Annotated in this window: 21 protein-coding genes; 15 read left to right on the plus strand and 6 right to left on the minus strand. The window is 61.2% G+C overall.

Going from position 1 to position 24,069, the window contains the following annotated elements:
* Positions 1-46 precede the first annotated feature (46 nt).
* Positions 47-970: a TIGR03571 family LLM class oxidoreductase gene (locus J4E42_RS20190; RefSeq protein WP_008028013.1), complete on the minus strand. Its 924-nt coding sequence runs from the start codon at positions 968-970 to the stop codon at positions 47-49.
* 265 nt (positions 971-1,235) lie between these two features.
* On the opposite strand from J4E42_RS20190, the gene mrdA reads away from it, so the two are divergent.
* Positions 1,236-3,128 (plus strand): penicillin-binding protein 2, encoded by a 1,893-nt coding sequence (gene mrdA, locus J4E42_RS20195; protein ID WP_207285999.1) that lies wholly within the window; start codon positions 1,236-1,238, stop codon positions 3,126-3,128.
* 12 nt (positions 3,129-3,140) lie between these two features.
* Here the strand turns inward: mrdA and J4E42_RS20200 are convergent, their stop codons facing one another.
* Positions 3,141-4,097 (minus strand): LysR family transcriptional regulator, encoded by a 957-nt coding sequence (locus J4E42_RS20200; protein ID WP_008028009.1) that lies wholly within the window; start codon positions 4,095-4,097, stop codon positions 3,141-3,143.
* A 156-nt stretch (positions 4,098-4,253) separates the two neighbouring features.
* Here J4E42_RS20200 and J4E42_RS20205 point away from each other — a divergent pair, with 156 nt between their 5' ends.
* From J4E42_RS20205 to J4E42_RS20230, 6 genes are all read left to right on the plus strand, one after another.
* The gene (locus J4E42_RS20205; protein ID WP_008028008.1) at positions 4,254-5,555 is read left to right on the plus strand and encodes an MFS transporter; all 1,302 of its coding nucleotides are present in this window, start codon (positions 4,254-4,256) and stop codon (positions 5,553-5,555) included.
* Positions 5,552-6,307 carry a class II aldolase/adducin family protein gene (locus tag J4E42_RS20210; protein WP_008045063.1) on the plus strand — a complete coding sequence of 252 codons (756 nt, stop codon included), beginning with the start codon at positions 5,552-5,554 and terminating at the stop codon, positions 6,305-6,307. The genes J4E42_RS20205 and J4E42_RS20210 overlap by 4 nt, the downstream gene beginning before the upstream one ends.
* Positions 6,304-7,233 carry a glyoxylate/hydroxypyruvate reductase A gene (locus J4E42_RS20215; RefSeq protein ID WP_207286000.1) on the plus strand — a complete coding sequence of 310 codons (930 nt, stop codon included), beginning with the start codon at positions 6,304-6,306 and terminating at the stop codon, positions 7,231-7,233. The genes J4E42_RS20210 and J4E42_RS20215 overlap by 4 nt, the downstream gene beginning before the upstream one ends.
* A 119-nt stretch (positions 7,234-7,352) precedes the next feature.
* Complete coding sequence (locus J4E42_RS20220; protein WP_008028000.1) at positions 7,353-8,732, plus strand: MFS transporter; 1,380 nt, start codon at positions 7,353-7,355, stop codon at positions 8,730-8,732.
* An 18-nt stretch (positions 8,733-8,750) separates the two neighbouring features.
* Positions 8,751-9,143: a RidA family protein gene (locus J4E42_RS20225; protein ID WP_207286001.1), complete on the plus strand. Its 393-nt coding sequence runs from the start codon at positions 8,751-8,753 to the stop codon at positions 9,141-9,143.
* Positions 9,136-9,747: an RraA family protein gene (locus tag J4E42_RS20230; protein ID WP_207286002.1), complete on the plus strand. Its 612-nt coding sequence runs from the start codon at positions 9,136-9,138 to the stop codon at positions 9,745-9,747. Before J4E42_RS20225 ends, J4E42_RS20230 begins: the two co-directional genes overlap by 8 nt.
* Here J4E42_RS20230 and J4E42_RS20235 read toward each other — a convergent pair.
* Complete coding sequence (locus tag J4E42_RS20235) at positions 9,744-10,676, minus strand: LysR family transcriptional regulator (protein WP_008027993.1); 933 nt, start codon at positions 10,674-10,676, stop codon at positions 9,744-9,746. The genes J4E42_RS20230 and J4E42_RS20235 overlap by 4 nt on opposite strands.
* Positions 10,677-10,837: 161 nt before the next feature.
* On the opposite strand from J4E42_RS20235, the gene J4E42_RS20240 reads away from it, so the two are divergent.
* The 7 genes from J4E42_RS20240 (at position 10,838) to J4E42_RS20270 (ending at position 20,499) form a co-directional block, all read left to right on the plus strand.
* A complete protein-coding gene (locus J4E42_RS20240) occupies positions 10,838-12,148 on the plus strand; it encodes an MFS transporter (protein ID WP_008027991.1) in 1,311 nt (436 codons plus the stop codon).
* 138 nt (positions 12,149-12,286) lie between these two features.
* Positions 12,287-13,516 (plus strand): Zn-dependent hydrolase, encoded by a 1,230-nt coding sequence (locus tag J4E42_RS20245; RefSeq protein ID WP_207286003.1) that lies wholly within the window; start codon positions 12,287-12,289, stop codon positions 13,514-13,516.
* A gap of 150 nt (positions 13,517-13,666) precedes the next feature.
* Positions 13,667-14,692 carry a histone deacetylase family protein gene (locus tag J4E42_RS20250; RefSeq protein WP_207286004.1) on the plus strand — a complete coding sequence of 342 codons (1,026 nt, stop codon included), beginning with the start codon at positions 13,667-13,669 and terminating at the stop codon, positions 14,690-14,692.
* A gap of 231 nt (positions 14,693-14,923) precedes the next feature.
* Complete coding sequence (locus J4E42_RS20255; protein WP_207286005.1) at positions 14,924-16,828, plus strand: sigma-54-dependent Fis family transcriptional regulator; 1,905 nt, start codon at positions 14,924-14,926, stop codon at positions 16,826-16,828.
* Positions 16,828-18,546: an ABC transporter ATP-binding protein gene (locus J4E42_RS20260; protein ID WP_207286006.1), complete on the plus strand. Its 1,719-nt coding sequence runs from the start codon at positions 16,828-16,830 to the stop codon at positions 18,544-18,546. The genes J4E42_RS20255 and J4E42_RS20260 overlap by 1 nt, the downstream gene beginning before the upstream one ends.
* The gene (locus J4E42_RS20265; RefSeq protein WP_207286007.1) at positions 18,536-19,213 is read left to right on the plus strand and encodes a S8 family serine peptidase; all 678 of its coding nucleotides are present in this window, start codon (positions 18,536-18,538) and stop codon (positions 19,211-19,213) included. The genes J4E42_RS20260 and J4E42_RS20265 overlap by 11 nt, the downstream gene beginning before the upstream one ends.
* Positions 19,210-20,499 carry a tryptophan 7-halogenase gene (locus J4E42_RS20270; RefSeq protein ID WP_207286008.1) on the plus strand — a complete coding sequence of 430 codons (1,290 nt, stop codon included), beginning with the start codon at positions 19,210-19,212 and terminating at the stop codon, positions 20,497-20,499. The genes J4E42_RS20265 and J4E42_RS20270 overlap by 4 nt, the downstream gene beginning before the upstream one ends.
* A 111-nt stretch (positions 20,500-20,610) precedes the next feature.
* On the opposite strand, the gene J4E42_RS20275 is transcribed toward J4E42_RS20270, so the two are convergent.
* Both J4E42_RS20275 and J4E42_RS20280 read right to left on the minus strand, forming a co-directional pair.
* Positions 20,611-22,101 (minus strand): aldehyde dehydrogenase, encoded by a 1,491-nt coding sequence (locus tag J4E42_RS20275; RefSeq protein ID WP_207286009.1) that lies wholly within the window; start codon positions 22,099-22,101, stop codon positions 20,611-20,613.
* Between the two features lie 231 nt (positions 22,102-22,332).
* A complete protein-coding gene (locus tag J4E42_RS20280; protein WP_207286010.1) occupies positions 22,333-23,055 on the minus strand; it encodes a hypothetical protein in 723 nt (240 codons plus the stop codon).
* A 201-nt stretch (positions 23,056-23,256) separates the two neighbouring features.
* On the opposite strand from J4E42_RS20280, the gene J4E42_RS20285 reads away from it, so the two are divergent.
* Entirely contained in the window at positions 23,257-23,511 is a 255-nt protein-coding gene (locus tag J4E42_RS20285; RefSeq protein WP_008027970.1) for a DUF1652 domain-containing protein, read from the plus strand.
* A 50-nt stretch (positions 23,512-23,561) separates the two neighbouring features.
* Here J4E42_RS20285 and J4E42_RS20290 read toward each other — a convergent pair whose 3' ends face one another.
* On the minus strand, positions 23,562-23,918 hold the full coding sequence (locus tag J4E42_RS20290; RefSeq protein WP_008039921.1) for a hypothetical protein: 357 nt from the start codon (positions 23,916-23,918) through the stop codon (positions 23,562-23,564).
* Between the last annotated feature and the right edge of the window lie 151 nt (positions 23,919-24,069).

Genomic DNA, 24,069 nt, shown 5'->3' on the forward strand with positions numbered 1-24,069 from the left:
AAAAAAAAGGGCAGCCACATTGGCGACCCTTGAAGGCACTGCATTGTCAGTGGAACTTTGGCAGAACGTATTCAGCAATCTCTTCAATAACCTCGGCAACCGGGCGTTCGCTACGACGCACATGCAGGCCAACATGTTGTACCCCGGCTTCACGTAATGCTTGAAGCTCATCAATCAGCGCCAACCGCCCGCAAATGCCGCCGAAACGCACACGTCGCATCGGGGCGTGAGGATTGGCTGCCAGATCAAGGTGGACAAAGCTGATGTAAGGTTTATCCCCACCCACCTCGCGCCACAACCCGACCCGGCGCCGATGTTCATCTGGCGTACCCGGGTAGGCGAGCCAGCCATCCATGTGCTCACCAATCCATGCGGGTGATTGTTGACCAAGACCTGCCACCAACAATGGAGCCGCTTCATCTCGCTGCGGAAGCAAGTGCGCACCTTCAGGCAGGCGGCCTTCACCCTGGTCGCGCAACAACTCCACCGTGTCGCGAAAAATCTCTCCCCTCTGATCGTAATCCACGCCGAACAACGGATATTCCATCGGTCGGTCACCACTGGCCACGCCAAGCAGTAAACGCCCATCGCTCAACTCATCAACACTGTTTGCTGACTTCAAGGTGAGCCAAGGCTGACGCAATGGAAGTACAACCGCCGCCGTACCCAACATGATGTTGTCGGTGATTCCGGCCAGGTACCCAAGGTAGGAAAAGGTTTCGAAAACCTGTGCGGCATCGCCGAAATTCGGGTCGTAAACCGGTACATCGCGGACCCACAGAGCACGGAACCCAGCCTTGTCCGCCAGCCTCGCCATCGCTGCATGTTGCTTCAGATCCGGAACACCGAAAGGGCGGTCTTCGGCAATTCGTCGGCGCTGGCCGTCGCTGGACCAATCGTTATCCAGTGGCAGCTCCAGCCCAATGGAAAAACCGTTCGAGCCGAGTAATCGTGTAAATCGTGGGTGCATGAAATGACTCCAAACAGGGAATGACATGCACCCAGTATCCACAGGCCTATCTGCAAGAAAAATGCATGAATCGGAATATCAATTTTGAACAAACCGCACGAGTCAGAAAAAACCAACCGTCGTTTTGGCCCTCAAGGACAACCGTTAGAGGAAATCGCACTAAAGTGACCGCACGGTTTTTGGTATGGTGCAGCTCGTTTTTTTAACGGACTGATTTCAAGCCTACGGATCGGCGCCCCTTTTTAGTTAAAGAGCAGCTGCAGAAATGCCCCAACCGATACCGATCAAGGACCACGAAAAAGAGACGCGCCTGGTCAACAAAAGACTGATGGCTTGCGCCTTGTTCGTTGTCGCTATCACCTGCGCACTGGTGGTGCGCATGTACGTGCTGCAAGTCGTCGAGTTTGACTATCACTCGACCATCTCCGAAAACAATCGCGTCCACGTATTGCCGATCACCCCCACGCGCGGATTGATCTACGACCGCAACGGCGTGGTCCTCGCCGACAACCGCCCCAGCTTCAACCTGACCATCACCCGCGAACGCGCCGCTGACGTCAAAGAAGAGCTGGACGAGGTGGTCAATCTCCTGCACCTGCCCGCTGAAGACCGGACGCTGTTCGACAAGGCGATGAAGCAGGCGCGCCACCCCTTTGTGCCCGTCACGCTGTTCTACGAACTCAGTGAAGAGCAAATCGCTGTACTCGCCGTCAACGAATTCCGCCTGCCAGGAATCGACGTAGAGCCGCAGTTCGTCCGCCATTACCCGATGGGCGCGCACTTCGCCCATTCCATCGGCTATGTCGGTCGAATCAACGAGAAAGAATCCAAGGCCCTGGACACTGTCGAATACCGCGGAACCCAATCCATCGGCAAAACCGGGATTGAAAAGTTTTATGAATCAGAATTGCACGGCCACGTCGGTTACGAAGAAGTCGAAACCAACGCCCAGGGTCGCGTGCTGCGAGTGCTCAAACACACCGATCCAGTACCCGGTAAAAACATCGTCCTGAGCCTCGACGTCAAACTTCAGGAAGCCGCCGAAGAAGCCTTGGGGGATCGTCGCGGTTCAGTGGTCGCGCTCGATCCATCGACCGGTGAAGTGCTGGCCATGGTCAGCAAGCCAAGCTTTGACCCGAACCTGTTCGTGACCGGGATCAGCTTCAAGGAGTACGCGGCACTGCATGACTCCATCGATCGGCCGCTGTTCAATCGCGTACTGCGCGGTCTTTATGCGCCCGGTTCGACCATCAAGCCTGAAGTGGCGATTGCCGGCCTGGATGCGGGTGTCGTGACCCCGCAGACCCGCGTCTTCGACCCGGGTTATTACCAGCTCCCGGACTTCGATCACAAGTACCGTAACTGGAACCACAGCGGCGACGGTTGGGTGGACATGGACGCGGCGATCATGCGCTCCAACGACACCTACTTCTACGACCTGGCGCACAAGCTGGGCATCGATCGCCTGCACGACTACATGGCGATGTTCGGGCTCGGCGAGAAGGTCTCGCTGGATATGTTCGAAGAGTCTGCCGGCTTGATGCCGTCTCAGGCCTGGAAGCGCGCCACGCGCCGTCAGGCGTGGTTCCCCGGCGAAACGGTGATCCTCGGCATCGGCCAGGGTTACATGCAGGTCACGCCGCTGCAGCTGGCTCAAGCCACTGCGCTGATCGCCAACAAAGGTGTCTGGAACCGTCCGCACCTGGCCAAGACCGTGGACGGTGTGACGCCAGTGGATGAGCATCCGATGCCAAACATCCTGTTGAAAGACCCGCGTGACTGGGAGCAGGTCAACCACGGCATGCAAATGGTGATGCACGACGCTCGCGGGATCGCCCGAGCGGCGGCCCAAGGTGCGCAATATCGCATCGCCGGGAAAAGTGGTACCGCGCAAGTGGTCGCGATCAAACAGGGTGAGCGCTACAACCGGGCGAAAACCCTGGAGCGGAACCGCGACAACGCCTTGTTTGTCGGCTTCGCGCCAGCCGAGCACCCGAAGATTGTCATCTCGGTGATGATCGAAAACGGCGAGGCCGGCGGTCGCGTCGCCGGGCCTGTGGTGCGACAGATCATGGACGCCTGGTTACTCGATCAGGACGGCCACCTGAAACCGCAATACGCCACGCCGAGCAAAGCGCCTGGCGATCCTCACGTTTAACCGATCAAGGCTTCACAGCACAGGCTCACGAATGCTGAGCATGTGCTGGAAGCTTTCGAGGAACACGGTTTCCGCCTGACTCATCTTCTGCTCACGATTCCACAGCAGCTGAATATCAAAATCCACCACCCCATCCTCCGGCGGCAACCGCCACAGCAACCCTTGCTCGACATCCCTTTTCACCAAATGCGTCGGTAGGCAGCCAATCCCGTAACCTGCGCAAATCAATCGGTAAATCTCTTCGAAGCTCGTCGATGAAGCAACGATCTTGCCGGTAAAACCCTGCTGGTCGCGAAACAGCGTCAGCGGCGAAAGATTTCCGCCGAGCTGGTCGCTGGTGAAACTGACGAAGTTTTCTGCGGCGAGCTGTTCCAGCGTCAGATTCTCTTGTCCGAACAGCCGATGACGCTGCCCGCAAAAATACGCATAACGCTCTCGGAACAGCACCCGCTGTTCCAGCCGCGGCTGCGGTAAACGACACAGGCCGACGCCAATGGTCGCGGTCTTCTGCAGCAACGAACTGATGATGTTCGAGCTGCCCATCACCTCGACTTCCAGCTCGATTTTCGGGTGGGTTTCATGGAAATCGGCGAGGAACTCGTCGTAATGCCGCGCTTGTACGCCGCTGACGGTGAGGATGCGGATCTTGCCCACCACGTCATCGTGACGACTCTCCACCACAGTGCCCAATCGCGAAATATCGCCGTAGATATCCGTCGCAATGCGCAGGACTTCTTCCCCGGTTTCCGTCAGGTCAAACCGTCTCCCGCTACGGGCAATCAACACGCATTCCAGTTGTTCTTCCAGCCGTTTCAACGCCTGGCTGACGGCTGACTGCGTGATGTGCAACCGCGCTGCGGCACGGCTCATGCTGCCTTCCTGGCCGATCACAAGGTAGGTGCGCAGCAGGTTCCAGTCGAGACGATCATTCAGAAAACGTCGGCCCACCCAGGGGTTAGTGGAAGTCATGACAATCCCATGTAGTAGCAGCGCTAATAGTAAAGATAAGAATATGAAAATTGACTAATCCTGGCATGGAAGCGATAAAGCCCACAAGCGCCACAGAGCGCAACCGTAAACAGCCTTCAGTACCTGCCCAAAACTATAAATACACAGGGTCCTTGCATGCACACCACCGCACAGCCGCGTCGAGCGGCGGCCGCTGCCTTCATTGGCACGACCATCGAGTTCTACGACTTTTACATTTACGCCACAGCGGCAGCGTTGGTGCTTGGGCAAGTGTTCTTTCCCAGCAGCGACCCGGTGATGAGTACCCTGGCGGCTTTTGGCAGTTTCGCCGTCGGCTTCATCGCCCGTCCCATGGCCGGCATGGTTTTCGGACATCTGGGCGACCGTCTGGGCCGCAAGAAAATGTTGCTGGTGACGATGGCGCTGATGGGCGTGGCAACTGCCGGCATCGGTCTGTTACCGAGTTACGCCAGCGCCGGTATCTGGGCACCGATCGGCCTGATCGTGCTGCGTTTGATCCAGGGCATTTCCGTCGGAGGCGAGTGGGGCGGGGCCGTGTTGATGGCCAGCGAACACGCGCCGGCCAAGCGCAAAACCTTCTACGCATCATTCGCCCAACTCGGCAGCCCAGCCGGTTTGTTGTTGGCGTTGATTGCTTTTCGCCTGGTGACATCACTCGAACCCGAAGACTTCCTGGCCTGGGGCTGGCGTCTGCCGTTCCTCGCCAGTGGTGTGCTGATGATGGTCGGCCTGATGATCCGCTCCGGCGTTCATGAGTCGCCGGAATTCGCCAAGGCGCGGGACAACAACGAGACCGCCAAATACCCGGTGAAAGACGTGATTCGCACGTGCTGGCGGCAGATCCTGTTCGCTGCCGCCGCAGTGACCATCGGCTCGGCCGGGTTCTTCTTCACCAACACCTTCATGATCACCTACGTCACCCAGTATCAGGGCATCGCACGCTCGACGATTCTCGATTGCCTGTTCCTGGTGACCGTCATTCAGTTGCTCTCGCAACCGCTCAGCGCACTGCTCGCCGAGCGCATCGGCGAAGGTCGTTTTCTCAAGCTCGTTGCGCTGCTGTGCATGGTCACGCCGTACCCGATGTTCTTGCTGGTGGGCACGCAAAACATTCTGTTGATGACCCTCGGCATCGCCCTCGCGGTAGTGATCCTTTCGGCGCTGTACGCGGTGATCGCCGGTTACATGACCCAGGCGTTCCCGGTGCACCTGCGCTACTCGGGCATTTCCATCGCTTACCAGTTGAGTTGTGCATTGGCTGGCGGCACCACGCCGCTGATCGGCACGCTGCTGGCGAGCAAGTTTTCCGGACAATGGCTGCCGTTGGCGGTGTTCTTCACCTTGCTTTCGGCCCTGTCCCTGATCGGTGTTTGCGGGCTGGCCCGACTGCGCGCCAACCCGGTCGTCACCCACGCTGCTAAAGAGGTGTATTCGTGAGTAAACCTGAACACATCGGCCCGGTTGAATGGAAGGCCCGTTGCGAACTGGCTGCGCTGTATCGGCTGGTCGCGCACTTTCGCATGACCGATTTGATCGACACCCACATCACCCTGCGGATTCCAGGGCCTGAGCATCACTTTCTGATCAACCGCTATGGGGTGATTTTCGACCGCATGCGCGCCTCGGATCTGGTGCGCATCGATCAGGAAGGGCGCGTCGTCGATCCGCATTACGAAGGTCATCGGGTCAACGCCGCAGGGTTCGTCATTCATTCGGCGATCCACATGGCCCGTCCGGACCTGAATTGCGTGATCCATACCCACACCGCCGCCGGCATGGCCGTTGCGGCGCAGAAACAGGGCTTGTTGCCGATCAGTCAGCACGCGCTGAAGTTCTACGGCAAATTGGCGTATCACACCTATGAAGGCATCGCGTTGTCGCTGGATGAGCGCGAGCGGTTGATTGCTGATCTGGGGCCGCACCGGGCAATGATCCTGCGCAATCACGGTTTGCTGGTCGGTGGCTCCGGCGTGGCTCAGGCGTTCCAGGAGATCCACTTTCTGGAGCGGGCCTGCCAGGCGCAGGTGGCGGCGCTGGCCGGCGGTTCCGCGTTGCATTACCCGTCGCCGGAAGTGTGTGCACACACCGCCGAGCAGTTTGACCGCGATGAGCAGGACAACATCATCGACCTGGCCTGGGAGGCCGCACTGACCCTGATCGAATCCCAGCGTGAGTCCTATCTGTCATGAGCACCGTGGTTTTACTTTCCCGCGACACCTTGCTGCTCAAGCAACTGCAAGCCGCGTTCGCCCGGAGCGCGCCGCAGCTCACCACCGTGCTGGCGGATGATCCGCTGGCCAAAAATGCGCAGATCGCCGCGTGCTGGTTCCCTTTGCCGGGCAGCCTCGCCGCGTTACCGAACCTTCAGGTGATTCACTCGGTGGCGGCCGGCATCGATCACCTCGATCACGACCCGTCGTGCCCGGATCTGCCGGTGTGCCGGGTGGTCGATCCCGGCCACCGTCAGGGCATGACCGAATACGTACGCTGGGCGGTGATCCACTATCACCGTGGTTTCGATCAAGTGCTGTTGCAGCAACAGGAGCAGCGCTGGGAGCGGCCGCTGCAACGGGCAGCGGGGCAATTCAAGGTGGGTGTGATGGGGCTGGGATCGCTGGGCAGCGCCATCGCGCAGGATCTGGCCGCTTCCGGTTACGACGTTCGTGGCTGGGCGCGCAGTGGCAAGACGATAAGCGGCGTGCAGACCTTCGCCGGTGCGGCAAACCTGAAACCGTTTCTTGAGGGTGTGGAGTTGCTGATCAACTTGTTGCCGCTGACCCGCGAAACTCGCGGCATTCTTGGTCATTCAACTTTCGAACAATTACCCAATGGCGCTGCGCTGGTGAATTGCGGCCGGGGCGGTCATCTCAATATCGACGACCTTGAACACGCCCTGAAACGAGGAAAACTGCGCGGCGCGCTGCTGGATGTTTTCGAGCAAGAACCACTGCCGGTTGATCACCGTCTCTGGACTATGCCCGGTGTGACGATTACGCCGCACATGGCTTCGGCAGCCTCCCACGACTGCATTGCCGAACAAGTTGCGGAGAACTTTCGCCGTTTAAATGCCGGCGAACCTTTATTGAATAACGCGGACCGATTACTGGGTTACTGAATATAAAAACTCGCCCACTCAGTTGGGCGATACATAACAACAATCCCTCACTCTCAAACGATTTACTGCCAGTCAAAACAATTAAATAAACGAGTTCTGAAGAATTCCTGGAGTCAGTGATGAGCGATCTATCGTCCGCAGAAAAGTCCGGTGCCCCGCCGGAAGTTGCAATCAGCATGAAAAAAGTTGCCGTGGCCAGTGTCATCGGCACCACGGTGGAATGGTACGACCTGTTTGTGTTTGCCACCGCGTCGGCGCTGGTCTTCAACAAGGTGTTCTTCCCGGACTTCGTGCCGCTGATCGGCACATTGCTGGCATTCGGCACCTTCGCTTCGGCTTATCTGGCGCGGATTGTCGGTGCGGCGTTGTTCGGGCACTTCGGTGATCGCTTGGGTCGCAAGTCAATGTTGTTGATTTCGCTGTTGACCATGGGCGCCGCCACGTTCGCGATCGGCTTGTTACCCAATTACGCGGCCATCGGGATATGGGCGCCGATCCTGTTGTTATTGCTGAGGGTGATTCAAGGCCTGGCGCTGGGCGGTGAGTGGGGCGGGGCGGTGTTGATGGCGGTGGAACATGCGCCGGCCAACAAGCGCGGCCTGTACGGTTCCTGGGTGCAGATCGGCGTCCCGGCCGGGACCATGATTGCCAACCTGGCGTTCCTGGTGATCGCCGCGTGGCTGTCGCCTGAAGACCTGTTGGCCTGGGGCTGGCGCATTCCGTTTCTGGCCAGCGTCTTGCTGATTGCCGTCGGTTTGTACATCCGCCTGAACATCGCCGAAACCCCGGCCTTCAACAAGGTCAAGGAAGCGGAAGTGCAGGTGAAAATGCCGCTGGCCGAAGTCTTCCGCAAGTACTGGAAGCAAGTGGTGCTCGGCGGTATTGCGACGATGTCGACCGGCGCGTCGTTCAACATCATCGTCGCGTTCGGCCTGACGTACGGCACGCAGAATCTCGGTTTCAGTCGCAGCGTGATGCTGGGCGTGGTGCTGCTGTCCTGCGCCTGGTGCATCGTCATGCTGCCGGTGTTCGGCGCGTTGTCGGACCGTTTCGGCCGCAAGCCGATCATTGTTGCCGGCATCGTTGCCGAGGCGTTGGTCGCGTTCCCGATGTTCTGGCTGATGGACACCAAGGAGCTGTCGCTGGTGATCTTCGGCTACTTGCTGTTGATGACCGCATTCGCCGCCAACTACGGGCCTATCGCGACCTTCCTGGCGGAGTTGTTCGGCACCCGCGTGCGTTATTCGGGACTGTCGATCAGCTACATGCTGTCCGGCCTGCTCGGCAGCGCCGCAACGCCCATCGTCACCACTGCGTTGCTCGCAGCGACCGGCAAAGGCTCGTCGGTGGCCTGGTACATGATCGGCGCGGCGCTGATTTCCTTGCTGGCGCTGTTGCTGCTGACCGAGACGTTCAAGCGCGACATCAGCGAAATCCCGGCGGCGGGCCCGGCTGCCGATCAACCCGTTCGCAAACCTTTCAAATCGGCTGCGGCCTGATTAATGGAGCTCAACAGCATGCGCAGAATTCAATCCGCTCCGGGTTTCATCGCCCCCGTCGGGCCTTACTCTCAAGCGGTGGTCAGCGGCCATCTGGTGTTCACCGCCGGGCAGATTCCGGCCCAAAGCACACTCGATGAGCAGCCCGCCGATTTCACCGAGCAAGTGCGGCAAACCTTGCGCAATCTCGAGGCGATCCTGATTGAAGCCGGCTCGGGTTTCAGCCACGTGATCAAGGTCAACGCGTACCTCACCGATCCGGCGCAACTGGAGCCGTTCAACGCGGTGTATCGCGAGTTTCTCGGCCATGCGCCGCCGGCGCGAACCACGGTGTGCGTGGCACTGTGGGGCGTGTCGCTGGAGATCGACTGTGTGGCCGAGGTGATTGCCAGGGAGCCGCAGAATGGATGAGTCACAGTTGATCGAGCAGTTCAAAGCGGTGAGCTTTCCAACCCTCGGCCATTTTCTGGAGGCGGGTTTTGCCGACTCGCAACTACGGGCGATGGTGCCCAATGTGAAACTGGTGGGCCGTGCGCTAACCCTGAAATTGGTGGGTGCCGATGCCATTGCCGTCAACCGGGCGTTGGCGCTGATAAAGCCGGGCGACGTGTTGGTGATCGACACCGACGGCGACTGGCAACACGCACCGGTCGGCGCGGTGACCAGTTGTGCCGCGAGTTGTGCCGGGGCGGCGGGCATCGTGGTGGACGGCGCCGTGACTGATTTGCTGGAGCTGCGAGAGGGCGGATTGCCGGTCTTCGCTCGCGGCACCAGCTTGCTGACCACCAAGCTGCACGGTCGCGGCGACAGCCAGATCAACCAGCCGATTCACTGCGCAGGCGTCACCGTGCAGCCGGGTGATCTGGTGCTGGCGGACGACAACGGCGTGCTGTTTCTCGATTGGCACACCGCGGCCGGTGTCATCGAGCAGGCACTGGCGTCCGATCATGCCGAACCGCGCTTGCTCGAACGCTTGCGCGCCGGTGAACCGGTCGCGCAGGTGTTGCGCGTCTAAGCCGTCAGGCAGCGTTGCAGGCTCTCGATAAATATCGTCTCGGCCCGGCTCATGCGCTGCTCGCGGTTCCACAGCAAATGAATGTCCACGTCGGCGATCCCTTCGTGGGGCGGCAGGCGCCAGAGCAATCCGGCGTCGACGTCCGCCGCCACCACGTGCTCGGGCAAACAGCCGATTCCGAACCCGGCGATCACCAGTCGCCGCACTTCTTCCAGGCTCGGTGACGACGCCACGATGCGTCCGCTGAAGCCCTGCTGATCGCGAAAAATCGTCAGCGGCGAGAGCATGCCGCCGATCTGGTCGCTGGTAAAACTGACGAAATTCTCCCGCTGCAAATCCCCTTGATCGACGTTCTGCTGGCCGAACATCGCATGATGCTTGCCGCAGAAAAACGCATAGCGCTGACGCAGGAACAACCGTTGCTCCAGGCGCGGTTGCGGACGGCGATTGAGGCTCAGCCCCAGCGTCGCGGTTTTTTCCTGAAGCGCACTGACGATGTCGGAGCTGCGCATCACATCCACCTCCAGATCGACCCGCGGGTGCTGCCGATGGAAGTCCGCGAGGAAGTCATCGAAGCGTTCCGAGTAGATCCGGCTGATGATCAACAGGCGCACCTTGCCGATCACTTCGTCGGCCGGTTGCTCCAGCACGCTGCTGACCTGGGACATCTGCCCATAGATTTCCCCGGCCAGTGCGAAGATCTGCTCGCCGACTTCAGTCAAGGCAAAACGTGGCCCGCGACGGGCGATCAGTTGGCGGCCGAGTTGTTCTTCCAGACGCTTCAATGCCTGGCTCACGGCGGGTTGCGTCAGGTGCAGGCGGGCGGCGGCGCGGCTGATGCTCAGCTCCTGGCCGATCACCCGAAAGGTGCGCAGCAGGTTCCAGTCCAGTCGGTCATTGAGCAGGCGTTGCACATCGCGTTCGACCATGTGGCTCTCGATTATAAGCTGTAGTAATACTGCGCATAATAAATAGAAAATTGACTAATCATAGCCTCGGGACGATAAATCACTCCCAGACAGGCGCCGTCAGAGTGCCTTGGATTTACTGCTTTTCTCCTGCCAAAAAAACAATCAATGGAGTCCGAACCATGAAGCCCCCAGCTTCTTCCCAGCCACGCCGTGCGGCAGCCGCAGCCTTCATCGGCACCATGATCGAGTGGTACGACTTTTACATTTACGCCACCGCCGCCGCGCTGGTGTTCGGTGCGCTGTTCTTCCCCTCCGACGACAAACTGTTCAGCACCATGGCCGCGTTCGGCACCTTCGCCGTGGGCTTCTTTGCGCGGCCGTTGGGCGGGATCATCTTCGGCCACATCGGTGACCGCATCGGGCGCAAGAAATCGCTGATCATCACCTTGCTGATGATGGGCGTGGTCACGGTCTGCATCGGTTTGCTGCCGACTTATGCACAGATCGGCGCCGCAGCGCCGGTACTGCTGATTCTGCTGCGCATCGTCCAGGGCATTGCCGTGGGTGGCGAGTGGGGCGGGGCGGTCTTGATGGCCGGCGAGCATGCGCCGAAAGGTCGTCGCAATTTCTTCGCGTCCTTTGCGCAACTTGGCAGCCCGGCCGGTTTGATCCTGTCGCTGCTGGCATTCAGCGCAGTCACCCGTTTGCCGGAAGAAGACCTGATGAGCTGGGGCTGGCGCCTGCCGTTCCTCGCCAGTTCGTTGCTGCTGCTGGTGGGGCTGGCGATTCGACTGGGCGTGAACGAGTCACCGGAGTTCCTCGCCAGTCGCGAACTCGCCGCCAAGAGCACGCGTAAAGAGCAGGCGCCGGTCATGGAAGTCCTGCGCACCGCGTGGCGTCCGCTGTTGCTGTGCATCGGCGCCAACACCCTGGGGATTGCCGGGGTGTATTTCACCAACACCTTCATGATCGCCTACACCACCCAGCAACTGCAGTTGCCGCGCTCGCTGATCCTCGAGTGCCTGTTTGTGGTGGCGATCATTCAGTTCTGCATTCAGCCGCTGGCGGCGTGGCTCGCGGAAAAAATCGGCGCCACGCGTTTCCTGTGCCTGGTGTCGTTGTTGGCAATGGCTTCGCCGTACCCGATGTTCGTGCTGGTCAGCTCGGCCCAGGCACCGCTGATCATCCTTGGCATCGCGCTGGCGGTGGTGTGCATGGCGTCGTTCTACGCAGTGATCGCCGGGTACGTCAGCGGCATGTTCGAGACCCGCGTGCGCTACACGGCGATTTCGCTGGCGTATCAGATCTGCGGCGCCGTGGCCGGTGGTTTGACGCCACTGATCGGCACGCTGCTGGCGCATAAATTCGCCGGTCAATGGTGGCCGATGGCGCTGTTCTACAGCCTGATTGCGGCGACTTCGCTGGTCTGCGTGCTGTCCCTCGCCCGTCGCCATGCCAGCGCTGAACGCGTTGAGTTAGCCAACGCCTGACACCGATCAATTACGCACAACCGAACCTGTAGGAGCCGGCTTGCCGGCGATGGCGTCCGAAAGATTAGTGCATGTCTTGAAGGACCCATCGCCGGCAAGCCGGCTCCTACAGGGATTTGAATTGTCTTGGAGGATCTTATGTTGAAGATTAATGGCGAACGCCTGTGGGCCAGTCTGATGGCGATGGCCGAAATCGGCGCCACCGCCCGTGGCGGCAGTTGCCGACTGGCCTTGAGCGATGAAGACAAGGCCGGTCGCGAACTGTTTGCCCACTGGTGCCGCGAAGCTGGCATGACCTTGAGCGTGGACGCCATCGGCAACCTGTTCGCCCGCCGCGCCGGCACTGACCCGGACGCTGCGCCCGTGATGATGGGCAGCCATCTCGACACTCAGCCTGAAGGCGGACGCTTCGACGGCGTGTACGGCGTGCTCGCCGGCCTCGAAGTGGTGCGCTGCCTCAACGACCTCGGCATCCAGACCCGCAAGCCGCTGGAAGTGGCGGTGTGGACCAACGAAGAAGGCGCGCGCTTCACCCCGGCGATGTTTGGCTCCGCAGTGTTCACCGGCATCATGCAATTGGAGGCGGCGCTGGCGGTGCGGGATGCCGATGGCATCAGCGTCGGTGATGAGCTGAAGCGTACCGGTTATGCCGGCGAGCGTCCGTTGGGCGGCGCGGTGGATGCGTATTTTGAAGCCCACATCGAACAAGGCCCGATCCTTGAAGACAACGCCAAGAGCATCGGCGTGGTCAGCGGCGGCCAGGCGATTCGCTGGCTCGACGTGCGGGTCGAAGGCATGGCCGCTCACGCCGGCACCACGCCGATGCCCCTGCGCAAGGATGCACTGTACGGCGTGGCGCGGATGATTCAGGCGATTGAAAGTCTGGCCACCGATTTCGCCCCGGAGGGCCTGACCACCGTTGGTGAGTTGAGCATCAACAAGTCGTCGCGCAACACCATTCCCGGGTTGGTGAATTTTACCGTCGACCTGCGTCATCACCGCGACGACGCCATCGATGCGATGGAGCAGCAAGTGCGCGCGCGGCTGCAGGCGATTGCCGACGGTCGCGGCCTCAACCTGACGATCACCCCGCACTGGATCAGCCCGGCGACACCGTTCGACGCGGACTGCGTGGCGGCGGTGCAGCACGCTGTGGATGCCCTGGGCTACGCTCAGCAATCGATTGTCAGCGGTGCCGGGCATGACGCGATTCACCTGGCGCGGTTCTGCCCGACGGCGATGGTGTTCATCCCGTGCATCGGCGGCTTGAGTCATAACGAAGCCGAAGACGTGCTGCCGGAAGACGTGCGGCAAGGCACCGACGTGCTGCTCAACGCCGTGCTGTCCCGCGCCGGCAGAACTGAATAAACCCGATCCCTGTAGGAGCGAGGCTTGCCCGCGAAGGCGTCAGCACAACATCGACGTTTGACTGACACAACGCCTTCGCGGGCAAGCCTCGCTCCTACAGGAGGGTGCACTCGGATTCGAGAATTACGTTAACTGACAGGAATCAGGCCCATGCGCAGTTTTTTCCATCCCGAACAATTGCTTCACCATCCACGCAGCTATTACTCCCGCGGACAGATGCGCACGCCGCAGGAAGTGCCGGAGCGTGCGCAGCGACTGGTGCAGGCGTCTCGCTCGCTGGGTTTCAAAGTCGAGCAGCCGGTGGATGCCGGACTTGATCCGCTGCTGGCGGTGCACGGTGCGCCGTACCTGGCGTTTCTCCAGGAAGCGCATCAGCGCTGGAAGGAAGTCCCGGAAGATTGGGGCGACGAAGTGATGTCGAACATCTTCGTCCGTGAGCCAAACGCTCTGCGCGGAATCCTGGCTCAGGCCGCACGTTATCTCGCGGATGGCAGTTGCCCGGTGGGCGAACAGACCTGGCGTTCGGCCTATTGGTCGGCGCAAAGCGCAGTGGCCGGGGCGCAGGCGTTGCTTGATGGCGAGCCGGCGGCTTACGCGTTGTGCCGTCCACCGGGGCATCACGCCCGGGCCGAAGCGGCCGGTGGTTTCTGCTATGTGAACAACGCGGCGGTGGCGGCGCAGGTGTTGCGCGGCGGGTTTGAACGCGTCGCGGTGCTCGACACCGACATGCACCACGGTCAGGGGATTCAGGAGATTTTCTACGACCGCGATGACGTGCTGTATGTCTCGGTGCATGGCGATCCGACCAACTTCTATCCGGGGGTTGCCGGGTTTGCGGATGAGCGCGGTGTCGGGGCGGGCGAGGGGTACAACCTGAACTTGCCGATGGCCCATGGTTCGAGTGAGGCGGACTTCCTCGGGCAACTGGAGGTTGCGCTGGCGGCGGTGAAGGATTTCGCTGCCGAGGCGTTGGTGCTGTCCCTGGGTTTCGACATTTTCGAACTGGACCCGCAGAGCAAAGTAGCGGTGACGCGGGAAGGGTTTGCGCGGCTGGGTGAGCGGATTCGCAGCCTTGGGTTGCCGTGCCTGATTGTGCAGGAGGGTGGGTATCACCTGGAGAGTCTTGAGGACAATGCACGGGCGTTTTTTGTCGGGCCCGAGGTGTGGCGGATCTGATTCTTTGTGGACTGGGAGGCCGCCATCGCTGGCAAGCCAGCTCCTACAATGGATTGGTGTGAACGCTAAATTGTGGTTAACGCTGAACCTGTAGGAGCTGGCTTGCCGGCGATGAACGATAACGCGGTACAACGGATGAAACACACTTGCCATCGCCCTGACGTTAACGTAAAGATTGCGGCAGGGCGCTGAACTTAAAAAAGCGCAGGGCGGACCGATCCGGAGCGCTTGATGACGCTAATAAAAACAACTTCCCCCAAGCTGCACCGTGAAGCCCGGCTGGCCCGGGAAAAACTCCATCTTGAGGGTGAAGTCCCCGATGGCGTGTTGCGGGCGGAAATCGATGCATCGTGGCGACGCAGCCTCAGCCATGGCGTGCATTTCAACAGCAAGCATGAACTGGCGCTGGAATCGAGCGCGAGCCTCGACGTGCTGCTGGCGAACAATCGCCTGCTGATCGACGCGGCATTGCCGGCGATCGATTACCTGGCCGACCGCCAGGGCAAGGAAGGCCTGATCATCCTCGCCAACTCCGACGCCACCATCCTCGCGGTCGAAGGCCGTGCCGATCGCCTCAAGGGCAGCGGCCTGCAAGACATCACCCTTGGCGCCTGCTGGAGCGAAGCCGCTCGCGGCACCAACGCACTGGGCACCGCGCTGGTGGAAGCCCGGCCGACGATGATCGATTGCGGCGAGCATTACCTCGATCGCCTGACCGATTTCTCCTGCACCTCAGTGCCGATTTATTGCCCGCAAGGCGACATCCTCGGCGTCCTCGACCTGACCCGCGAAGGCCCGCTCGGCCGCGTTCACGACAGCACCGCGCTGTTGGCCATGGCGGTCAGCCAGATTGAAAGCCGGGTGTTCAACGCCAGTTTCCCCGACCAGATCGTGCTGGCGTTCCACAGCCGCCGGCAGTACCTCGAATCCCCTTGGCAGGGCTTGCTGGCGGTGAGCCTTGGCGGGCAGATTCTTGCGGTCAGCGCCCAGGCGTGTCAGTTGCTCCATGCCGAACGCTCGGCGCTGGTCGGTCGCCGTTGCGAAGAGTTTCTCGGTGTCGACGGCTTGCAACTGTTGTCGCGTTTGCATCAGGGCGGCGTCGGCAGTTTGCAGACCGCCAAAGGCGAATTTTTCTATAAAACCCTGCGCGCACCGCAGCGCTCGATCAACGTCAGCACGCCGCCGCGCAGCACCGCCAAAACCGCCAAACCTCAACCGGATCTCGACGCCCTGGCCGGCAGCAACGTCCGTTATGCCCGCGCCTTGCGCATGGCCCGTCAGGGGCTGGCCAACGAGTTGCCGGTGTTGCTGCTCGGCGAAACCGGCACCGGCAAGGAAATGATCGCGCGCGCCTTGCACATGGCCGGCAGCCGCTGCGACAAACCCTTTGTCGCGGTGAACTGCGCGGCGATTCCCGAAGGCCTGATCGAGTCGGAACTGTTCGGCTACCGTGAAGGCGCGTTCACCGGTTCCCGGCGCGGCGGCATGGTCGGGCGTCTGCAACAGGCCCATGGCGGCACGTTGTTTCTCGACGAAATCGGCGACATGCCGCTGGCCTTGCAGGCGCGTCTGCTGCGCGTGTTGCAGGACCGTAAAGTCGCGCCTTTGGGCGCCGGTGAAGAACAGGACATCGACGTCGCCCTGATCTGCGCGACCCACCGCGACCTCAAGCGTCTGGTCGAAGAAAAACACTTCCGCGAAGACCTGTTCTATCGGGTCAACGGTATCAGCGTGATGTTGCCGGCCCTGCGCGAACGCGACGATTTCAACGCGCTGGTCGGTCGTCTGCTGGCCAGGCTAGATGCACCGGCCATGCTCCTGCATGACGACTTGAACCGCTTGCTCGCGGGTTACCACTGGCCGGGCAACATCCGCCAACTGGAAATGGTCTTGCGCACGGCGCTGGCCATGCGCGAACCGGGGGACACCGTCCTCACCCTCGATCACTTGCCCGACAGCATGCTCGACGAACTGAACGCCAGCGAGCGGCCGGCGTCCGGGAGCATTCGCGAAAACGAACTGGAGCTGATTCGCCAGTCCCTGGACAGCCATCAGGGCAACGTCTCGGCCGCCGCCGACGCCTTGGGCATCAGCCGCGCAACCTTGTACCGCAAGCTCAAACAGTTGCGTTCGTGATGCAGCGCCTGATCGTTCGGCTGATCGACAGCCAGAATCCCGAAGCCCTGCAAGCGGCGTTGCGCTGGCTCTACAGCTTTGTGCGCCCGCATCGTCTGGCGATTGCCGGACTGCTCGGTTTATCGGTCTGCGCCTCGTCGCTGGTGCTGGTGCAACCCTGGCTGACCAAGCTGCTGATCGACGATGGCTTGCTGGCCCGCAACTTCCCCATGCTGGTGCTGATCGCCGGGTTGATGATCGTCGCCGGGCTGCTCGGCACGGCGCTCTCGGGGATCAATCGTTACCTGCACACGCGGCTGTCCGGGCGGATTCTGTTCTCGTTGCGCGACGACCTTTATCGGCATTTGCAAACCCTGTCACCGAGCTTCTACGGGCAACGGCGCATCGGCGACCTGATGTCGCGACTCGATGGCGATGTTGCGGAGATCCAGCGCTTCGCCGTGGATTCGCTGTTCTCGGCAGTGTCGAGCGTGATCGGTCTGGTGGTCGCCGTGGCGATGCTGCTGACGTTGTCGTGGAAGTTGTCGCTGCTGGCGCTGGTGCTGATTCCCCTCGACGTGCTCTGGCTGCGCTGGATGCGGCGCAAGGTCGAGCGCGATGTGCGCCAGTTGCGCGAGCGTTCGGCGGACATGTCGTCGTTCATGGTCGAAACCCTGCCGGTGATGAAATTCATTCAGTCGGCCGGTCAGCAGCAACGTGAGTCGCGGCGTCTGGAGGCGTTGGGGCAGGGCTACATGAGTCAATTGCTGCGCCTGCAAGTCACCGAGTTTTTCACCCAGGCGGTGCCGGGCACGCTGACCTCGCTGTCCCGTGCCTGTGCGTTTTTGATTGGCGGTTATTGGGTGGTGCAAGGGACGTGGCAACTGGGCGCGTTGATTGCGTTTTCCACGTACTTGGGGATGGCGGTCGGACCGGTTCAAAGTCTGCTTGGGCTCTACGTGGCGATTCAGCGGATGACGGTCAGTCTGGGGCGGGTCATGGAATTGCGCGGTGAAGAACCGACCGTGCTGAGCCCCGTTGAACCCCGGCCCATGCCAACTTCCGGCGAACTGCGTTTCGACGATGTGCACTTCAGCCATCCCGGTCGGCCGAGCACCTTGCGCGGCATCGAAGCGCGGATTCCCTACGGTTTGAAAGTCGCCCTGAGCGGCGGCTCCGGCGTCGGCAAATCAACGCTGATCGATTTGCTGCAACGGCATCACGATCCACAGTCCGGGCGGGTGCTGCTCGGCGAAGTCGACCTGCGGGAACTGGACCTGTTCCAGTTGCGCCGGCGGATTGCCGTGGTCAGTCAGGACATCGTGCTGTTTCGCGGCAGCCTCGCCGATAACCTGGCCTACGCGGTGCCCGACGCCAGCCGTGAAGCAATCGCCGACGTGGCGCGGCTGGCGCAACTCGACAGCCTGATCGCCTCATTGCCCGAAGGCCTCGACAGTCCGCTGGGCGAACGCGGTCAGCAGTTGTCCGGCGGGCAGAAACAGCGCATCGCCATCGCCCGGGCACTGTTGCAGGATCCGCTGATTCTGGTGCTCGACGAAGCCACTTCGGCGGTGGATGAAGCCACCGAGCGCGAAGTGATCGAGGCCATCGACCGACTGTTTGCCGGACGCACGCGCATCCTCATCAGTCATCGCCCCTCAACCCTGGCCGATGCCGACCTGCGTTTCGAATTGCTCGACGGCGTGCTCACGTCGAAAACGGTGCAGCATGAAGTCTGAACTGCGGATCGGTGTAGTGGACAGCGGCCATTCGGCGGCGCAGCGGGTGCAGGTGATCGCCGGGCGACGGTTCTCGTTGCTGGCGGACGGTCTGGCCGAAAGTGACTTGCGCGACGACCCGCTCGGCCACGGCAGTGCGGTGATCGAAGCCATCAGTCATCGGGCTCCTTCGGCGGTGTTCTGCGTGGCTCAGGTGTTCGACCAGCGCGGCGTCACCAGCGCCTTGCAGATCGCCACGGCGATTGACTGGCTGGTGGCGCAGGACGTACGGCTGATCAATCTGAGCCTCGGTTTGCGCCAGGACCGCAGTCTATTGCGCGAAGCCTGCGCGGCAGCGGTAGCGCAAGGCATTCTGCTGTGTGCGTCGAGCCCGGCGCAGGGCGATGGCGTGTTCCCGGCGAATTATCCACAGGTGCTGCGGGTGACCGGCGATGCACGTTGCGCCGAACAGGAATGGTCATGGCTCAACAGCGCTCAGGCGGATTTCGCGGCGTGCGTGCACGGGACGTATCCGGGGCAGTCCGGTGCCAGTCTGGGCTGCGCGGCGTTGAGCGGGCACATTGCCGGTTTCCTGGTTTCACAGCCCGAGGCGAGCAACGAACAGATCATCGACTGGCTGCGCAAGAATGCCCGTTATCGCGGTCCTGAACGGCGCTTCGGAGCATGATCCTGATTCTGGGCGCGGGGCCAGCGGGGGCGGCGGTTGCCTTGGGCTTGCGGCGGCTCGGTTACCCCGTGACGCTGGTCAGCGAGTGGCGCCGGTTCGCTGCGCTGGAAGGCGTTTCGCTGCGGGTGCTGGAGGCCTTGCGCGGTGCCGGTCTGCATCAGGCGCTGGCGGATGCGGCGTTGCCGTCGCAGCGGCAGGTGTCGTGGAACGGTCAGCAGCATGCGCAAAACATCGAATTCCTGCTGGACCGCCCGAGCTTTGATCGAGGACTGCGCGAGGACCTGCGCCTGGCGGGCGTTGAGCTGATTGAAGGTCGGGTGCTGAGCGTTCAGACCTCGGCGGAGGGACATCGGGTCGAGATTGAAGGGCACGAAGCGCTGGTTGCCGATTTTCTGGTGGAGGCGCGCGGACGCCAGGCACCCGCACTCGGCAAGGGGCTGCGCGGGCCGGAGACGGTCAGCCTGCTCAATCGCTGGCAAGGCGCGCCGGGCAACACCGCCAGTGCCGTGGAAAGTCTTGCGGACGGCTGGGCGTGGATGGCGCGGCGGGCGGACGGTCAGTGTTATTGGCAATGGACGGTGGACGTCGCCAGCGCCGAGCTGCCGGGCAAGGCGCAGTTGCTCGATTATTGTCGCCAGCAGCGCCAGGGTTCCTCGTTGGCGCGTGAGTTTTTTGGTGCCGAATATGAGGTCGATCTACAGCTGCACGCCCGCAGCAGCACCGCGATTTTGAGCCCGCAGGTGTGCGGAGAAAACTGGATTCGGGTCGGCGATGCGGCGATGGCGGTGGACCCGCTGTCGGGCAATGGCATCTTTCAGTCCTTGTCCTCGGCGTTGCAGGCGCCGACGGTGATCAACACGTTGTTGCGAAAACCTGAGCGGTCGGCGTTGGCCCAGCGCTTTCATCAGCAACGGGTGGAGCAGTTGTTTTTGCGTTTTGCGCGGATCGGGCGGGACTTTTATGCCGATGAGCAGCGTTGGCTGGATCAACCATTCTGGCAGGCGCGGCGGCAGTGGCCGGATGCAGAGGTGGCGCATGCCGAGGCGGATTTTGCCGCGCTGCGGATCGAGCGGGCGCCGGTGTTGAAGGATGGGTTTGTGGATGAGGCCGAGGTGGTGATTACAGCGGATCAGCCGTTGGGGATCTGGCATGTGCAGGGGGTTGAGTTGGCGCCGTTGGTGCGCAGGTTGCGGACTGAACCGGCCGGGCAGGCGTTGGCGGGGTTGACGGTGGAGCAGGGGAGGATGGTCAGGAGTTGGTTGTTGGGGCAGGGGTTCAAGCCCTGATATTTGTAGCGATTGGTCTGGCCCTATCGCTAGCAGGCTAGCTCCCACATTGGAATGTATTTCCCTGTGGGAGCTAGCCTGCTAGCGATGGGGGCCTGGAGGGCGCCGCTACTACAGCTTGATCAACACCGACTTCAACTCGGTGTAATGCTCAATCGCCGCATACCCCATCTCCCGCCCGACCCCCGACATCTTGTACCCGCCAAACGGCAGCGCCGGGTCCAGGGCGCTGTGGCAATTGACCCACACCGAACCGGATTTGATCCGCGGAATCATCCGGTGCACCGCCGCCAGATCATTCGACCAGATGCTCGCGCCGAGCCCATAGGGACTGTCGTTGGCCATGCGCAACGCATCGGCCTCATCATCAAACGGGATCGCCACCAGCACCGGCCCGAAGATCTCCTCCTGCACCAGCGAGTGCTTCTGGTTGACATCAACGATCACTGTCGGTTTGACGAAGAATCCCGGCCCGAATTGTTCACCGCCGCAGGCAATCGTCGCACCGCTTTCCCGACCCTTTTCGATGTACCCGTAAACCCGTTCCTGCTGGCGCGCCGAGATCAGCGGCCCCATCTCGACACTCGGGTCCAGCCCGTTGCCGAGCTTCATGGCATTGGCAATGTCGGCGATGTCCGCCACCACATTGTCGAAATGCTTGCGCTGCACATACAGCCTCGAACCGGCACAGCAGACCTGGCCCTGGTTGAAGAAAATCGCGCTGGCAGCGCCTGCGGCGGCGGTCTTCAGGTCAGCGTCGGCCATGACGATGGTCGGCGATTTGCCGCCCAGTTCCAGGGTGACGCGGGTCATGGAATCCATGGCGATCTTGCCGATCTGCTTGCCGACGGCGGTGGAGCCGGTGAAGGTCAGCTTGTCCACCAGCGGGTTGTGGGTCAGCGCCGAACCGGCGGTGATGCCGGTGCCGGTGACCACGTTGAACACGCCTTCGGGGTAACCGGCTTCCAGCACCAGCTCAGCGAGTTTCAAGGCAGTCAGCGGGGTTTCGTCGGCGGGTTTGAGCACCACGGTGCAACCGGTGGCCAGGGCCGGGCCGAGTTTCCAGCAGGCCAGCAGCAGCGGGAAGTTCCAGGCGACGATGGCGCCGACCACGCCCACCGCTTCGCGACGAATAAAACTGTGGAACTGATCGTTTGGCATCAGCGGCAACGACACTTCCACGCTGGAGCCTTCGATCTTGGTCGCCCAACCGGCCATGTAGCGCAGGAAGTCGATGGACAGTTGCACGTCCATCACCTGAGCCACCGCCGCGCTCTTGCCGTTGTTCAGGCATTCCAGCTGCGCCAGCAGTTCGGCGTCGCGTTCCATCAGATCGGCGAGTTTCCACAGCAAATTCTGCCGCTCGCGGGGGCGGGTGCGGGTCCAGGCGGAATCATCGAACGCCTGACGCGCCGCGAGTACCGCACGGTCAACGTCTTCGGGCGTGGCCCGCGGCACCACGCACAGCACATCGCCGGTGGCCGGGTTGTGCAGTGGCATGGTCTGGCCGTCGGCAGCCTCGACCCAGTCGCCGCCGATAAGCATGCGCGGGGCGCGCTGGATGAACGCCGAGGTGGCGGGAAGCAGGTAGGGGAGCGTCATGGCGAGGCCTCTTGTTGTTCGTGAGAACGAGGCTTTCGCAATGGCTGTGCCAACTGTCCGGAAGGGCCGGATAGCCCTTTGGTGGCGGGCGTGGGATGAAATTCGGGGCCGTCGGGTTCCGCTGTGTTGTCGCAAATCGCGACGGCAGCTGAGATTCAAGAGACGGTTTTTTCAGCTCAGGCCAACGATGCGGCCTGAGCTGATTCGGGCACTCCGCGCCTGTTGTCGGAATCAGGCCGTCACGTCGATCTTGTTGCGCTCGGCCAGCATCACCGTTTCCGTCTCCCGCGTCATCCGCTCGCCTTTACTCCACAACTGGGAAGAGAAGAAGCCGTTCAGGGTTTCAGCGTTTGGCACCGAGCCTTTCTTCAAGAACAGGGCGCCCAGATCGATGGTGTTGGCGAAGTTTTCCTTGTTCAGGTTGTACCCGCCCACGTAGCTGCCGCCCCATACGGAGTCGGCGGCCACCAGGTCGATGGAGGCGTCGCGGTAACTGCTCGCTGCCGATTTCAGCGAACTGGAAGCATTCAGCAGATTGTTCAGCCGGTTCATATCGGAAGAACTGAGCTGGCCTGAACTGTTGAGGGCTTTGAGGCTTCCATCCGCTTGAATGGTGAAGCCAAATTTTTTGTCGGCGAGATCCGGGTAGGCATGGGCCAACGCTGACTGGAACTCTTCGAAGGAGTATTTCAGCGATTGATGGGCATTTTTGTGCCGCTCGGCAACCTGCGGGAAGTCGGGTGACTGGGTGCGGCCGATCCAGGTCTCGATCGATTCCATGGCCGGACTGGATGCCGGGGTTTCATCGCCTGGATGGTAAATCGCTGCCGGATTGATGTTGACCGCTGTTTTCTGCAGGTCTTCAGTCAGCGTTTTCGCGGTCAGTGGTTGGCTGGACTGGCTGAGCTGAGCGGCCGATGGCTGGATCAAGGCTGCATTTAAAGAAATTGCCATGTCGTCATTCCCTTAACGTTTGGTGTAGCAGGTTATCGGCGCAAAGCGCGATACCTTGAGCGCCGATGACCACCCGTCGAGACGACGAGCAACCGGGTTGCGCCCTTGAGCCCCCCACCTTTGGGGAATAGAATTTTCAGGCTCGGTGGTGAAATGACGGAGCATTTCCCCTGCTATACATCTGGCGTAAGGGAGGTTGCGATGTTCCTTTCAACCCTGGAAATTCAAAGCATCATCGAACACAGTTTTCTACCCGCCGTCTGCACCTGCAACATGGAAGCGGACCAGTCCATGACGATCCGGGTCTGTGACTGCATGACGGGCAAAGTGGACCTGATCGCCACCCACGTTCCGGTGTGGACACTGGACAGTCCCCATGCCATCGCCACGCTGGTGGCGGACATGCGCCAGGAAATCGAGGCGCACAAGAGCATTCATCCCACCTATTCCATCTGAACCGGCGACAAGCCGCACCGTTGAAGGCCGGTGCGGCTCGCGTCAGGCAATCAAGCTGCTATTTTCCGGGAAATCTCATCGAACGTGTTGCTATCAACGGCAGCCAGCAGCTTTTTGTCGTCTTTCAGCGTTGCCAGAAAGGTCACTTCGGTTTCTTTTCCGGCCAGCATGAAACCGGCAATCGCGCCGATGGGCCCCAGCAGCATGGCGCCGGCGACGCCGAAGCCGATGGCGTCCTTGATGTTGTTGATCGACTCTTCGTTGGCGACTTCCACGCTTTTGAACGAGGAGAGTGGCAGGGTGATGCCGGGCCACGGGTGAAGCGACGTTCTCAAGGTGAAAACGCCGTCTCTGTACTCTCCGTCACCCTGCAGAAAGTCCCCCGCCAGGACAGTGATGTTTGCCATTTCGTTATCCCCTGAACGGCAATTGGTGAACAACCATTTCGCCCCCGCACGGGCCTGTCGTCAATCGTCGTGCGATGAGCTGTCCCGGTTAAGGCATCTATGCTTGTCTCAGACTGCAACAACTGTCGCGATATTAGACGCACGCGCTCTC

This window comes from Pseudomonas sp. FW300-N2A2, from assembly GCF_017351735.1.
GTDB lineage: Bacteria > Pseudomonadota > Gammaproteobacteria > Pseudomonadales > Pseudomonadaceae > Aquipseudomonas > Aquipseudomonas migulae.